Source organism: Ramlibacter sp. (assembly GCF_035554825.1).
Lineage (GTDB): Bacteria > Pseudomonadota > Gammaproteobacteria > Burkholderiales > Burkholderiaceae_C > Ramlibacter.
In genome coordinates, this window is record NZ_DATMHS010000150.1 from 1 (window position 1) to 14,361 (window position 14,361).

Below are 14,361 nucleotides of genomic sequence, written 5' to 3' on the forward strand. Positions count from 1 at the left end.
GTGAACGCCTTCGCCAAGTACGACGACGGCGCCAAAATCCGGGACGTGCAGAATCCTAACGTCATCTACGATCTGCAAGCCGAGTTAGACAAGCTCAATATCTACACGACCGAAGAGGTGCGAGCCTACACCGCGGTGCGCTTCAAGTCGGCCGCCGCATATGCCGCGGGGAAGCAGGCGCAGCACAAAGACCTGTACGCAGCAACTAGCGGTCCTACCCAGCGATTCAACGACAAGGTTAAGTCAGAACGTGCGGCGATCCAGGCCGCAGAAGCGGCGTTCGAGGCAGCAAAGTGCAATGGAAATCAAGCGGGCATGAACCAAGCCGAGGCGGTTCGAGCGGAGCACGCCCAAACGCTCAAAGAGCTCATGGATTTCAAGGCTGGCCTAACCCGATTCAGCGGCCTCTACACCTACGTCGCGCAGACAATCGACCTCGGAGACCCGAGCTTGGAGTCGTTCGCCAGCTTTGCCCGACTACTTTCTAAGCGGCTCGACGGCGTGCCGCCGGACCAGGTCGACGTATCTGCGCTGATCCTGACCGGGTTCGACATCAAGCCGAAGGACGCTCCGACTCGCAACGAACCGCCGCCGCCAGGGTCACTCATTCTTAATCCGATTGGCCCTGGAGGCGGTGGACAGGCCGCGGCGCCCGTTTACCTCAAACAAGTTATCGCCCGGCTGAACTCCATCTTCGGCCATGCCACCCCGCTTGCTGATCAAGTGGCAATGGTCAACCAAGTGGCCGACATAGCGCGCGAGGACGCAAACACAATGGCGCAAGTGGCGAACAATCCGCGCGATGCGGCTATGAACGGGAACATTAAGGGCACTGTGCAAGCGGCCGTGGTGCGGGCGATGTTGTCGCATCAGGCGCAGGCGGAGCACCTATTAAAGCAGGATCAGCAGGCCATGGCTCCATTCACGGCGCTCATCTATGACGTGCTCAAGACGGGGACGAATCTGGACGCTTCGCAGCTCGGTGCATAGGTCGATCGTTCGCTGGGTTGGCGCAGCCGGTGCGATGTGCGGTTTCCGCGCCCACTGGCGTTCGCGGCTGTGCGGGCCAGCAACTGACCTGCGCCAGGCAACGCTGTGCCGAACGTTCCGAACGTTCTCGGTTTCAGTTCGCGTGCTGGCTCGCGCCATCGCCAACAATCGCGGCCATTGCGAAATCTTCTCCGACCTACTCGGGTGACCCCGCCCTGCGATCGGAGACGCCGTTCGGGCGCTTCGTGCCGGCCGCGGTCTCGCAGGAGGCGCTGACGGTGGTCGTCGGGCTGGACAGGTCCTACGTGGGTGGGATCGAGCCCGGCGAGCACGACCTGGCCTCCATGCTTTCGTTGCACATCGCCAACGAGCCCAGCGAGTTGTTGAAACGCGCCAGCGTCTGACGACGGCTGCGGTCTGCGCGGTATCGGCTCCCCAGGCGCACGATGGCCCGGACGGGCGGCGCTTTGTGCCCTCCTGTTCACCCCGCCTGAGGTCTTTTGATCTAGCCGCCGGAGAGAATGACTTTTGAGTCGGTTCGATCGGCGGCCAGCGGGTTAAAGTAGCTCGGCTTTACGGGAAGACCGTGCTCGAACACATCAAGAAGATTCTTTGGGCCGCGGCAGACAAGCTGCGGGCCAACATGGATCCGGCCGAACACAAGCACTGGTGCTCGGGCTCATCTTCCTCAAATTCATCAGCCACACATTTGCGGGCGGGCGCGCGGACATTCAGGTACGGCCCGAAACCCGACAGGAAAAGTCTTGCCTCGCGAGCGCGAGCGCGGAAGGAGAATCATGAGCTCTGCCGACAGAGTGGCCGACGCGATAAAGCGGCATTTTGAAGAGACAGGTCTCGAAGTCGTGCTATTTGCTGGGGCAGGTGTCGCAATGAAGGCGAACTTACCGGATTGGAGAGGCCTCCTCCAGGGACTCGCGGAGCACGTCCGCGCCGCCGCGCCTCTTGAGGCGCAATTGATGGCAGAAAGCATTGCTCAAGGAAAGCTCACCAAAGCTGCCGACGTTTGGGCGCTCGTAGACGGGATGCCGCGGGGCCAGCGAGTTAATCAACTTAGAGTGATTCTGGAAGCGTATGACGCAAGGGCTCTGAAACACCTTGCGAGCCTTCCCTTCGGTTGCTGCCTGACGACTAATTTCGATCGAGCCCTGCTCGACGCATTCTGTGTTGGTCGCGGAACAGCGCCCAGAGACTACAAGCTCGGCGACGCCTCATTTACACAGGCTGTTTGGGAGAAGCATTTCCATGTGTCGCGGATCCATGGGTGCGTCGAAGATCCTGAAAGGATTGTCTTGTCGGACCGTCAGTTTGACGAGCTCCTCCAGACTCCCGCGTATGTGGAATTGCTCACGCGAGCTTTCACCGACAGGGCCGTACTGTTCCTGGGTTTTTCGTTCTACGACCCTGCAATCCGGCACGTTTTAAATCTCATTGACAAGCGGCACGGCGCGGCAACTCCTGGTCGTCATCTAGCGATCGTCCCAAAAGGAGGCAATGAGTTCTTGCAAAAGGCAGCTAGGCTCAACATCGGGGTGCTGGAATATGAAGTCGAGAATAAGCACGCAGCCCTGTGGGATGGCATCGAATCCGTAGCGAAATCAATCAAGAAGAAGGTGTTTTCCGCTCCTCCGCCCCAAGTGCGGACGGGGCCCTTAACGGCAACTAAGCACTACCTAGCCGCCTGCTACGCGCGCGCGCAAGTGGCGACCGAAGACACGCCCTTGAGCGAGGTCGTATTGGAGGGGATTATCTCGGGCATGCTCCAGCAGGTGTCCCCTAAGACCCTCGGAGCACACGAGGTCGAAGAAGGAATACGTCGATCTGTCGGTTTGCGTGGAACTGAAATCGAAGTTGCCATCAATCGCAGCCTCCGATCGCTCATCGAGGCGAGGCTCGTCAGGCGGCAGAGGCCACCCTCGGAGGCCAAGGGATACCGCTATGCATGGGTTGGTCAGGTGCCGCCCGAATCGACCCTCTCTTTCGCAATCGGCAAGCTAACTGATGCAATACTTGAACGCGCATACGTCCAGGAGGGCTGGCGTCCGCAGGATAAAGCGGTGGCTGACATCACTAACGATTTCCTGGAGAACCTGGTATTGCATAGAGGATGGGATCTCGGAGCCTCGTTCGCGTCGAACCGCCCACCTGAGGGAGTAGACATCCAGCGGCTGCTCATGGAACTCTGCGGAACTCGGCTTTCGGCCCTTGACCGCGAGCGCCTCGGTCGCACGCTCGACTCGCTCTTAATGCGGCCCACGCCCGCCGAGGCCGAATTGCTCGCCGAGCTTGGGAGGGTAAGTTTCGCCTTGGAGCTCGCGTTCCAAGCTCCCCAAAGCACCCTCTTCCACCAGAGCACGCTTCCAAGACGCGTCTATTTCGACGCAAACGTGCTCATGCCTGCCATAACGGACGGCCATCCAAATCAGCGGCTTTACATGCACGCGATTTCGCGTCTGCAAGAAGCGGCTGCGAAAGCGGGAAACCCGTGCCAGCTTGTCGTGTTCAGCGGTTACGTGAATGAAATCGTGAGTCACCGGCGTGCGGCGCTAGACGCTGCAAATCGCGCCGGGGTCGATTTCGCGGCAATCGCTCGAAGTGATGCTGTTTTTCACGGCCCCGCAAAGGTCAACGTGTTTAGCGGTGCTTACGCCATGAGTCTGGAACAGGGTGGTGAGACCGATTTCGATCAGTTCCTTGAACGCGCGGCGCCATACGAGACGGAAGCCGAACTTCGCAGGCTGTTGACGAAGCGCGGTTTCATTGTCGTCGAGAGTCTGAAAGACACAATATACGCCGATCTCAATGGGCTGCTTGAGCAGGCGAATGCGTCAAAACTCGCCAACGGAAAAGAAACTATATTGATCGAGCATGACGCGTTGCAGTTGCGTCTGCTGGAGATAGATCGAGAGAAAGGTCATCGCTCCGTCTTCGTCACTTCCGACCGCGGCTTATACGATGACCTCGCGCCGCGAGCCTACACGCATCTGCGGGAAATGATGATCAGCCATATCGGCCTGATGCAGTTGATTGACCTGCTGGTCGGCTTGAAGGCCGACAAGCGGCAAGTCGGTGCGCTGATCTGGAGCAGTAGCGTCTCTGAGAAGGCTCAACGGGTTCGCTCGTATCTGGTAGCCGAAGCATTGAAGGAGTACGACGCTGCGTTGGCGATGGGAATGCAGAAGGTCGTCGAGGCACACGCAGACCGAATTGCGCGAGAGATCGACCGACAAGGCATTGATCTGGATGCGCACGATCCTCGTAAGCGCGCGAACGCATTCAAGGTCTTGGGCAGTTTGGAGAGTGATTTCTTCGCCGGGATGAAAGAGGCCATGGAGAAGATCGAGGCGCGCATGAAGTAAGACGCCCGGGGATAAGGCCCAGCGATGCCGCTTTTAGGGGATTCTTGCCAAGCGGAACCCAGGTGTCTTGCACGGCCCGCGATGAGTCGTCAAAATGCTGGCGTCCGTTGGCGTTACGTGGTGCCTGCAAGGCCCTGTTAATCCGTAGGTCCCTGGTTCGAGCCCAGGTGGAGGAGCCAGAATTGATGAGGGTTACCGCGCGAGCGGTGACCCTCATTTCATTTCAGCGTGACGAAAACGTCACAACTCGATCACGTTCCGTCCTTCCCCCCGCTCGATCCGGGACGCCGCAGACAACTGGGTCTCCGTTGCAACTTGGCGTAGCGGTCGACCATCGTCCTTGACTTCCAGCCGCCCAGGTCTTTGAGCTCATCGCAGGATGAGCCCGCCTGGCGATGCCAGGACGCCCAGGTGTGGCGCAAGTCGTGGAACCGGAAGTCTTCACCCCTGGCTGCCCGAACGTTTACCGCTTGAAGGCAGATCGCCCGGGTGAAACGGCAGCAGTGCCATAGACGAGTCAACCGAGTTAGAGGACGGTGATTGTTTGACCAGCCTCAAAACTGGTTTACGAGGGCGTTGCTGCTCTTACGTGTCGCGCATTGCCGCGTCTTTGCTCGTGGACCAGTTTTAAAGGTACGGCGACTTGGGCGCGCCGGCGATTCATCCGGGAGGCCTTATGAGCAGCGATCAGTCGAGCTACGAGCATGGCCGATTTTCCGGCGGCACCATGGCGACGTTGGCTGGTGCCGAGTTCTGGCCGTCCCAAAGTGGCGCGGGCCGGGCGGCAGTCACTGGGCTGTCGGACGGGGGGGTCGTGGTCGCTTGGTGGAACTTCGCGCCCGTTAGCAACATCGACGTCTACTGGCAGCGCTTCGATGCACAGGGGGCGCCGCTCGGAACTCGCCAGACCTTGGACACATATGCCGAGGATCCGGCACTCGCTCCCACTGCTGACGGAGGATTCGTGGCCGCCTGGGAGGACCTAGGTCCGACGCCCCAGCAGCAGAACCTGGACATACGCCTGCAGCGATTCGACAGCAACGGAGCAGCGCGCGGCACTTCAGTGCTTGTCAATACCCTGACCTCCGGGCAGCAGTGGACGCCAGCCGTTGCAGTACTCGCCGACGGCGACACCGTAGTCACGTGGTGGGACGAGGCGCGTCAAGCTGTCTACGCTCGCCAGTTCAGCAGTGAGGGCGTCGCGCTCGGTGATCAATTTCGGGTTGACGCACTAGGCAGCCACGGCCGAGATGGCGAAGTAGCGGCGCTCGCCGACGGCGGCTACGTCATAACTTGGGTGGCACAAGACGGTTCCTCTTCAGGCATATTTGCGCAGCGGTTTGACTCCGAGGGGCTGCGAGTGGGCGGCCAGGATCGCATTAATACTGTTCAACAGGGTGGCGCACCTGCTATCACTGCCCTGGCAGACGGCGGCTACTTTATTGCGTGGACAGCATGGTCTGCTGGCATATCTGGCAACAAGATCTCCGGCCAGCGGTTCGGCCCTGACGGTGCGGCGATTGGGGCCGAGGTCGTCGTCAATGCCAATGGAGGGTCGGACCCAGAGGTGGCACCACTATCCGATGGCGGCTTTGTCGTTACTTGGATCCGTGACTCGGACATATTCGTGCGCCGCTTCGATGAAGCGGGAATGCCTACCTCGGGTCCGTTCCAGGCGACCGAGGGTCCCGGCTATGAATACTATGTTGCGATCGCTGCGCTGGAGTCCGGCTTTGTCGTCGCTTGGAACTCGAGCGGCGCCATTGCTGGGCGCATGTACCAAGACGTGCTCCAGGGGACGGAGGGCGACAACTGGCTCGAAGGAGCGGCTGGCGATGACAGCATTGTGGGGCTGGGCGGGGATGATCGTCTTTACGGATTGGCCGGCGATGACCGCCTAGACGGCGGGGACGGTGACGACTTCATGGTCGGTGGGCCAGGCAACGATCGCTATGTCGTCGACAGTAAGAAGGACAAGGTGCTGGAGCACGGCTCAGACGGACAGGACACCGTGTTCAGTTCTGTGAGCTACCACTTGGACAACAACGTCGAGGAGTTGACGTTACTAGGATCAGAGGCGATTGATGGGACAGGTAACCGCCTGGACAACCTCCTGATTGGCAACTCGGCCGACAACCGGATCGAGGGGCTGGGCGGCCAGGATGTGCTTCGCGGCGGGGCCGGAGACGACACTCTCATTGGCGGCGAAGGCTTCGACGTAATGATCGGCGATGCGGGACGGGACCGGTTCGTGCTACAGGTGGGCCCCGCCTCGGAAGCGGACCGCATCTACTTCGTCGCAACCGAAGATTTGATCATTCTCGAAGGTCATCCCGGTCACGGCATGAAGGCCGGTCAGCTGAATTCGGATGCGTTCGTGCGTGGGACGGGCGCACTAGATGCGAACGACCGGATCATCTTCGACCAGTCTTCCGGCATGCTCTACAGCGACGTTGACGGCGTTGGCGGTCGAGCGCAAGTAGCGATTGCGGTCATCGTTGGATTGGCCGGTCCTCCCACGGCGGAGAACTTCGTCGTGGCATAGGGAGCTCCCTTGGACGGTCGCATCCGAAACCGGCGCACGCATAATCCCCCGGCTTCCAGATCCGCCACTCACGTCCTTTCGCTTCGTCGCTTCCACGGAACACCGATCCAGCCGCGGCAGCGGCGATCTGCAACCGCTTGGCGCTCGCGCTGAAGCGACCCATTGACCGCATCTTCGAGCGGGCTCAGATGTTGGTCGAGGCAGCGTAGATCGCCTCAACGTCCCAGCGGGGGCCAGCAGGCGCTCGCGCTATTTCGGCAAGCCGTACGAGGCCGAACGCAAGGTTGCCGCCTTGGATGTCGAGCAACGACGCGCCGTCCGGCACGAAAAAGCAAGACCGATCGCCGATGCGCTGCAGGCGTCACTCGGCGCTCGCTACCTCGAAGACGGCCACTTTCAACACGACATTTGGGACAGCAGCCTGACGCGCTACGCCGCACCGCGCGTGGAACCGGGACGGACAGCCGCTTACGACAACGCTCCAAAAAGCGCGGGGGACAGCACTGTCGGAACTGTAATGCGCGGGTCATCGTTTCGCCGCGGCGCGTTGCCTACATTGGAAGCGTGAGACGGGGTTCTCACTGTCGCATGAAGCGGCACCCCAACCATTCATCGGAGGTCACTATGTTCACGCGCAAGAGCACTATCGCCCTGCTGGCGACCACGGTTTTCACATCCATCGGCTTCGCCGCGCCCGCTGCGCAGCCCGAGACGCCCGGAAGCGAAAAGCCCAAGATGGTCGCCGAAGCGATTCACAACGCCAGGGTCCATGGCCTTGCCAGCAGCCAGCAGCCGATCGCACAGGCCGCCGGCAGCGAGCAAGCCCAGACCGTGTCCGAGTCGATCCACCTGAAGCTGCAGCATGGGAACGTCAACGACTCAGCCGATCGGCGCATGCTGGAGGACGCGTCCAGGCTGTAATGCCCACGCGGCCGCTCCGCGTTCGAGGAATGCCCGCCGGCTCAGTGCCCGCGGGCATGTTCGCGCGTTGCGCTGCGCCGCCGCCGCGGGCGAAACCAAGCTGCGCCACCTCCCTCTCTTCCGGCACATGCGCGGCGAAGAAGACCGCAGTGGCCGGGGCAGCGCCGCGACGACTGCTGTCTTGAGCGCCCAGCGCGCAACTGATTTGCACCTCGAGCCGAGCGACAGCCTGATAGCCATGCCGCGAGGGTGCGCGTGCGATTCGCGGCCACCGCTGACCGACTCACCACGGTGGTCGGAATGCAGTCGGCGCCTTGTCGAGGCCCGGGCGGCGCCATCGGATGACGACCCCGCTGATGCTGCTCAAAGGGACGAACGGCTCCTGCCACACACGCGAGTCGTCGGAGTGCCGCATGTTGTCGCCGACGGCAAAAAAATGCCCGTCCGGCACCCGCCAGGTCTGCACCTTCGCGCCGGCGGTCCGCGGTTTGGCATCGTACGAGCGCTGGTTGACGTAGAGCCGACCTGCCTCCAGTTCCACGAGGTCACCGGGTCCCGCCGCGAGCCGCTTGACGTAGCGTTTCCTGCGGCCGGTCGTGAACACGACGATGTCGCCCACATCGACGGACCAGCCCCTCGGACGGGTCAGCACCAATTGGCCATCGTCCAGTGTCGGATGCATGGAGCACCCCCGGACACGAACGGCAGGGGTCCAGCGCGACACGTCAGTGGTGGACCTGGCCGCGGTCGTGGCCGTGATCAGCTGTTGCGTGCGCCTCGTGGTGATGCTCGTGGTCTTCGCCCTCGGCAAACTTGAAGAAGCTCACATATGCCGCGACGAAGTCGCGCGCCGCCGGCACGTTGTCGACGTCGAATGCCTTCTTGGCCAGGGCGAGCTGAAAGCGGCGGTGGAGCTCCGCCCGCCGCGCCGGCGGCGCCATCCCGATGACCTCGCCATCGTCGCCGGTCTCCAAAGCCCGATCAGCCGCGACAACGACAGGATCGATGACGGAGCCGCTGGGCTTGATACCGGTAAAACCCACGCCCTCGCCCATGCGATGCAGGCGCACCAGGGTTTCCAGAAACAGCCGGTCGGCGACTTCGGCGGCCAGGGGGCCGAGCTTGCGGACTGCAAGCGCCTTGTGAAAGACGTCGACCAGCTCAGCCTCGCCATCCGACTGGATCCACTTGAGCGCGAGGTTGAGGTTGCCGGTCTCCAATGCACGGCGGCCATCGGTGACGGCCGGCCCGTCGGCGGTATCGCAATGGGCATGGGCGGACGGAATGATCGTTTCGAGCAGCGAGCGGAACAGGAGGGTCAGTGCCATGGGAACTCCGAGCGTGAAGAGAGGGACTGGGTCCTTGACCGATGCCGTGCCATTCAACTTAGTGCCGCGCCAATGTGGCAGGCTTGATTTCTCTCAAGTTGGAGCCCTGCCCTTGGTCTTGGAGAGCACCTCCGTCAAGGTCACTTCCGCGCTGGCGAAGTGTTGGCTTGCCGCAGGCGACGCGAGACCAGGTAAGCCGCGAATCCCAGCAGTACGCCCGCGCCGAAGACCAAATACACGCGCAGGCTGTACTGTGTGGCAAGCGCAATCGAGACTGCCGCGCCCAGGACGGACGGAACAGGAAATCGCCCTAGGCCGATACCGTAGACGGTGAGACGGAACAGGCCCAGGGAACTTTTCGTCGAAGCCGAACGTGGCGGTGCTTCTCCACACTAGGGATCGTGCGGATGGGGAGGTGTAGGACGCCACCGTGCCACAGCGGGTTTCGCCGCCACCTTTTGACCGGAATCAAGCGCGAGCCCCGCCAAGCACTGTGATCCGGCCCGAGGCTGGCGATCGCGAACTGGCCGAGATTGAGCGCGATCAAATCCACGCCGCCGGAATGGCAGCAAATTCGCCTGCACTCACATCTGCTGCCGCCGCATACGGAAACGGGCGCAGCGCCCCCCACGCAGAAAAAAGGAACGCCAACCGATGGACGCGATCGATGCCGTGACACGGGATCTCCTGGACAACACCGAATTCCTTTCCATCGTGACCCAGGGCCCCGACGGCCCCCACCTGGCCGGTAACTGGGGCGACTATCTACGCCGCCTCGGGGTTTCGGGGAACCGCATCATCCTGCCGGCGGGCCACTATCACGAGACCGAGAAGAACCTGCGCAGCGACAGCCGAATTCAGCTGCTGATCGCGTCGCGTGCGGTCAAGGGGAGTCATGGCCAGGGCCAGGGCTGCGTGTTGAGCGGTATCGGCAGCGTTGACACCGAAGGCGAAGCCGCCAACCAGGCGAAGGCTCAGTTCCCGTGGGCGCGCGGCGCCCTCGTGATCGACGTCCAGAGCGTCAACATGCAGCTCTAGGGAGACAAGGTCCTTGGTCGCAGGCGGTGGGCTGCGTCCTCGGCTCGGTCGCGTGACGCACCGCCCTTCGGACCGGGTAGCGTGTCGGGAGATTCCTGGGACCGAGGTCGTGACCTTTCTCCCGCGCGGTTCCCGCCGGCGCTCGCTGTAATCGGGGGGCGATGAAGGACAGCCCCAACCTCGACCTCTTGCGCTCGCTCGCCGTCGCCTGCGTCGTCATCTCGCATCTCGGCGCCCACCTGCAGTGGGGCGGTCCGTTCCTGAACGGTGCGCTCGGTCGCGTCGGGGTGGCGATCTTCTTCGTTCACACCACGCTGGTGCTGATGCTGTCGCTCGAGCGGCACGGCGCTGCATTCGTGCCGTTCATGGTGCGACGGGTCTTTCGCATCTATCCGCTGTCGATGACCATCGTGGTCGCGATGGTGCTGCTCGACGCACGCTGGGGCGTGGCGGCGAACTGGCCCGCCATCGCCAGCAACCTGCTGCTGGTGCAGAACATCACCGGCCACACCTCCAATCCGCCGACGCTCTGGAGCCTGCCGCTGGAAGTGCAGATGTACCTCGTGCTCCCAGCGCTGTTCGCCATCGCCGGCAGTGCCGCCGCACTCGGCCGCCTCGTCACGCTGTGGATGGCCGCGGTCGCCGCTGTCCTCGGGCTCTGGTGGCTTGGCGGCGACGCCAGGTTCATCGCCTACGTCCCGTGCTTCCTGCCTGGTGCGCTGGCCTACGCCATCGGAAAGCGGGCGACCCGACGCCTGACGCCGTTCGTGCTCTTTGCCGCCGCCGGGGGCTTCGCCATTTCGGTTCCGCTGGCAGTGGACCTCGGACTGCCGCGCGAGCCCATGCTCTGGGCCGGGTGCCTGGCACTCGGGACGCTCATCCCGCTCACACGCGAAACGACATATGCACCGATCGCGGCTGCCGCCAAGCAGGTCGTCACCTATTCCTACGGCATCTACCTCACGCACCTGCTGAGCATCGGCGTGGCCTTCTTCGCGTTTCCCGGCCTGCCGGGCGCGCTGCAGTGGGCGTTGTTCTTCTTCTGCTTGACCAGCCTGTCCTGCGCGGCCTACCGGTGGATCGAGCGGCCGGGAATTGCCATGGGCAAGCGCCTTGCGGATGCCTCCCGTGGTGCCTCGCTCATGCGACGCGGCGGGGCATGAGGCCTCACATGGCGCCCCGCATCAGCCTCGCCTCACCCCCGAATCCCGCACCACCTCGCCATCCTCCTTGGTGAACGGCGCCAGCCGTCCCGCCGGCAGGATCTCGAGCACGGCCTCCGACGGCCGGCAGAGCTTGGCGCCCAGCGGCGTCACCACGACCGGGCGGTTCATCAGGATCGGGTGCTGGCCGATGAAATCCAGCAGCTGCTCGTCGGTCCACTTCGGATCGGCGAGGCCCAGTTCGGCGTACGGCGTCCCCTTCTCGCGCAGCAGCTCGCGCACGCCCATGCCCAGGCGCGCCAGCAGCTCGCGCAGCGTTTGCTTCGAGGGCGGCGTCTGGAGGTACTCGATCACGTCCGGTTCGATGCCGGCGTGCCGGATCAGCGCCAGCGTGTTGCGCGATGTGCCGCAGGCAGGGTTGTGATAGATGGTGACTTCGCTCATGAACGTGAACCTCCCGGTGATCGTGGTGCGCGCGGCGCGGGCCGCTTCACCCGAAGCGTACCTGCCAGCGGGATCGACAACCGCCGGACTTGATATTTCCCGGCGGCTGCCGTCGACTTGCCCGTCCGCGCCACTACACTGGCCTGGCCATGCGCCCGCCCATCACGCTCCTGCTCCCGCTGTTCTGGTTCGCCCTCGGCCCCGCCCCGGCGGCGGCGCAGGCGCCCTCGCCCCAGCCGCGCGAGGCGGCGGCGGCCGCGAACTTTCCGCTGGCGCGCGGCGAAGTGCTGGAGATCGACCGTGCCGAGCGGCGCCTGACGATCAAGCACGGGCGCATCGAGAGCCTCGGCATGGACCCGATGACGATGGAGTTCCTGGTGCGCGACGAACAACTGCTCGCCAGGGTCCAGCCCGGCGACAAGGTGCGCTTCGCCGCCGTGTGGCAAGGCGGCGAGTACTTCGTCACCCGCATCGAGCCGGCGAAAGCCCGGCCCGATCGCCGCTGACGGCAAGCAGCGCCGTCGCGGGCGGCGGGATTGGTTCAGACCCTAGCGTCCGAAGATCCCGCGCAGGATCGCGCCCGGGTTGATCGGCAGCGGCGCCTGCTCGCTGCCCTGCTGCTGTTGCTCGGGCGGCGGCTGCACGCCTTCGGGCGCCGCGGCCTGCTCCGGCCGCGCCCGGCGCGATCCGCGCGCCGCGCTGCCCTCGCCCTGCTCCTGGCCCAGCATCGCCATGGTGTGCGACTTCACCCGCACCCGCACCGCCCACTCCGGCTCCCAGGCCGCCTTCGGGTCGGCGGGCCGGGGCGGATAGGCGAAGTTGCTTTCGCTGCCGTAGGCCATCATGCGCAGCATCGGCGTCGACTCTCCGCGGCCGCCGGCGGCCGGCGCGAAGATGCCTTTGGGCACCGCGCAGCGCGTCGCGTCGGCGCCGAGCAGCACGCGCTCGCGGGTCCAGCGGTCGATGGTCGCGTTCGGCAGGTAGTCGAACAGCCCCATGCCGGTGTCCGGCGTCTCGGCGCTGGACCACATCACCATGTCGTCGCCGCGCTGCGTCATCGCATGCAGGTAGTAGGCGCGGGCGTTCGGCACCGGCGCCCAGCTGAGCGCCACGCTGTCCTGCAACTGGCCCTGCGACTGCAGCTGGATCGCCGGCATCACGTTCTGCGCCTCGGCCAGCGTGAACTTCATGGACGTGGGCACGCCTTCGCCGCGCACCTGGTGCTCGCCGACCAGCGAACTGTCCCTGGCCAGCATCACGGTGTTGCGCTCGTTCGGATAGAGCACATGCTGCGGGCCGACGCGCGCGCCGCGGTCGGGCGCATGGCGGCCGGCGAACGCCGTCCCGAATTCGGCGGCGCCGGCACGCGCCAGGTCGATCACGCGCGGCTGCCCGGCGCGCACCGCCTCGCCGCAGCCCCAGTAGATCAGGATCTTGCCCTTGGGCCGTTCGACCTCCTGCGGCACCTCGCTCGGCTCGCGCTCGCGCGGGGCCCGCGCCTGCGGCGGCGGCGGCAGCAGCGGCAGGCTCTCGCCCATGCGCATGCCCGGCGGGATGGCCTGCACCGCCTCGGCGCCCGGCTTGCGGCTGTTGTAGAACGCAATGTCCAGCACGCGCGGCGGCATGATGTTCGGGCCGCGCGCCATGCCGTACGACGTGGAAGCGCCGCCGCGGCCGCCTCCACCCATCATCCCGCCCAGCACGCCGCCCATGCCTGCCGGCAGGTCCATTTCAGGCATGCCGGCCATGCTGCCGGTGGACACATCCATCCACAGCTGCGCCCTGGGCGGCTTCACGTTCTGTGCCTGCGCGCCGAGGCTGGCCAGGCCGGCGCCGACGGCCAGCAGCGCCATGGCGCAGGGGTGGGGAAAGCGGGTGTTGGACATGGGCTGTCTCGACGTGGAGTGGCGAACCTGCCGATGCTAGGCACGGGGCGGGCGTTTTTCAATCGGCGGATGCGCGGGCGGCCGCGCAGCCGGACATGACAAGGGGTGACGTCGCAACGCCACCCCTGTCGTTCCTCCCTGACCCCAACGCTATTTCTTCGCAGCCGGCGCGGCGCCGGCGGTGTTCACGGCCGAGGTGGCCGGCACCTGCGCGGCAGGCGCCGCCTCGGCCGCCTTGGGCGTGCGGAAGCGCAGCGCCGCCACTTCGCCTTGCCGGGCGTAGTCGATGGCCTCGCCGAGCGCGCGGGCCGCTTCCTGCGGCGCGTGGAAGCCCATCGAGTTCTCGGCGGCGACGAAGTCCAGCCGCCACTGCGCCTTGCGCTGCAGTTCCAGCGCCTGGTTCAGCTGCTCGGGCGTGGCGCCGTCCTTCTTGGCCGCCAGCACGGCGTCCATCAGGGCGGTGATGGCCGCGCCGCCGCGCTGCATCAGCTCGAAGTTGCGCGACTGGATCAGGTCCACCCGCGCCTTGATCTCGTCCTCGGACTGCTTGTGGCACGGCTGGCAGGCCCGGCTCACGTTCAGCAGCGGGCTGCGCACCCAGTGGTCGGAGATCTTGGTGGCGCCGTCGCGCGCATACGGCATGTGGCAGTCGGCGCAGGCGACGCCGCT

At 64.5% G+C, this 14,361-nt stretch carries 12 protein-coding genes and 3 pseudogenes; 9 read left to right on the plus strand and 6 right to left on the minus strand.

The window, feature by feature from the left end:
• From VNT59_RS18695 to VNT59_RS18710, 4 genes and pseudogenes are all read left to right on the plus strand, one after another.
• Window positions 1-990, plus strand: a pseudogene (locus VNT59_RS18695) (type I restriction endonuclease subunit R); the annotation flags it as partial.
• A gap of 17 nt (window positions 991-1,007) precedes the next feature.
• Entirely contained in the window at window positions 1,008-1,394 is a 387-nt protein-coding gene (locus VNT59_RS18700) for a hypothetical protein (protein ID WP_325500913.1), read from the plus strand.
• 182 nt (window positions 1,395-1,576) lie between these two features.
• Window positions 1,577-1,731: pseudogene (locus tag VNT59_RS18705) on the plus strand (type I restriction-modification system subunit M N-terminal domain-containing protein); the annotation flags it as partial.
• Window positions 1,732-1,787: 56 nt separating this feature from the next.
• Window positions 1,788-4,367, plus strand: coding sequence for an SIR2 family protein (locus VNT59_RS18710; RefSeq protein WP_325500915.1), 2,580 nt, complete (start codon window positions 1,788-1,790; stop codon window positions 4,365-4,367).
• Between the two features lie 311 nt (window positions 4,368-4,678).
• On the opposite strand, the pseudogene VNT59_RS18715 reads toward VNT59_RS18710, so the two are convergent.
• Window positions 4,679-4,807 (minus strand): annotated as a pseudogene (locus VNT59_RS18715) (tyrosine-type recombinase/integrase); the annotation flags it as partial.
• Between the two features lie 236 nt (window positions 4,808-5,043).
• On the opposite strand from VNT59_RS18715, the gene VNT59_RS18720 reads away from it, so the two are divergent.
• Window positions 5,044-6,912, plus strand: a complete 1,869-nt coding sequence (locus VNT59_RS18720) for a hypothetical protein (RefSeq protein WP_325500917.1) — start codon at window positions 5,044-5,046, stop codon at window positions 6,910-6,912.
• A 624-nt stretch (window positions 6,913-7,536) separates the two neighbouring features.
• Complete coding sequence (locus VNT59_RS18725) at window positions 7,537-7,833, plus strand: hypothetical protein (RefSeq protein ID WP_325500919.1); 297 nt, start codon at window positions 7,537-7,539, stop codon at window positions 7,831-7,833.
• A gap of 283 nt (window positions 7,834-8,116) precedes the next feature.
• On the opposite strand, the gene lepB is transcribed toward VNT59_RS18725, so the two are convergent.
• Together lepB and VNT59_RS18735 are read right to left on the minus strand one after the other, a co-directional pair.
• Entirely contained in the window at window positions 8,117-8,557 is a 441-nt protein-coding gene (lepB, locus tag VNT59_RS18730; RefSeq protein WP_325500921.1) for a signal peptidase I, read from the minus strand.
• Between the two features lies 1 nt (window position 8,558).
• A complete protein-coding gene (locus tag VNT59_RS18735; protein ID WP_325500923.1) occupies window positions 8,559-9,161 on the minus strand; it encodes a DUF6448 family protein in 603 nt (200 codons plus the stop codon).
• A gap of 654 nt (window positions 9,162-9,815) precedes the next feature.
• On the opposite strand from VNT59_RS18735, the gene VNT59_RS18740 reads away from it, so the two are divergent.
• Both VNT59_RS18740 and VNT59_RS18745 read left to right on the plus strand, forming a co-directional pair.
• Entirely contained in the window at window positions 9,816-10,199 is a 384-nt protein-coding gene (locus VNT59_RS18740) for a hypothetical protein (RefSeq protein WP_325500925.1), read from the plus strand.
• 161 nt (window positions 10,200-10,360) lie between these two features.
• Window positions 10,361-11,362 carry an acyltransferase gene (locus VNT59_RS18745; protein WP_325500927.1) on the plus strand — a complete coding sequence of 334 codons (1,002 nt, stop codon included), beginning with the start codon at window positions 10,361-10,363 and terminating at the stop codon, window positions 11,360-11,362.
• 21 nt (window positions 11,363-11,383) lie between these two features.
• On the opposite strand, the gene arsC is transcribed toward VNT59_RS18745, so the two are convergent.
• Window positions 11,384-11,806, minus strand: coding sequence for an arsenate reductase (glutaredoxin) (gene arsC / locus VNT59_RS18750; protein ID WP_325500929.1), 423 nt, complete (start codon window positions 11,804-11,806; stop codon window positions 11,384-11,386).
• 149 nt (window positions 11,807-11,955) lie between these two features.
• Between arsC and VNT59_RS18755 the strand changes: the two genes are divergently transcribed.
• Window positions 11,956-12,312 (plus strand): copper-binding protein, encoded by a 357-nt coding sequence (locus VNT59_RS18755; RefSeq protein ID WP_325500931.1) that lies wholly within the window; start codon window positions 11,956-11,958, stop codon window positions 12,310-12,312.
• 42 nt (window positions 12,313-12,354) lie between these two features.
• Here the strand turns inward: VNT59_RS18755 and VNT59_RS18760 are convergent, their stop codons facing one another.
• Entirely contained in the window at window positions 12,355-13,692 is a 1,338-nt protein-coding gene (locus VNT59_RS18760) for a hypothetical protein (RefSeq protein WP_325500933.1), read from the minus strand.
• Between the two features lie 150 nt (window positions 13,693-13,842).
• On the minus strand, window positions 13,843-14,361 hold a 519-nt coding region (locus VNT59_RS18765), incomplete at its 5' end, for an ammonia-forming cytochrome c nitrite reductase subunit c552 (protein ID WP_325500934.1).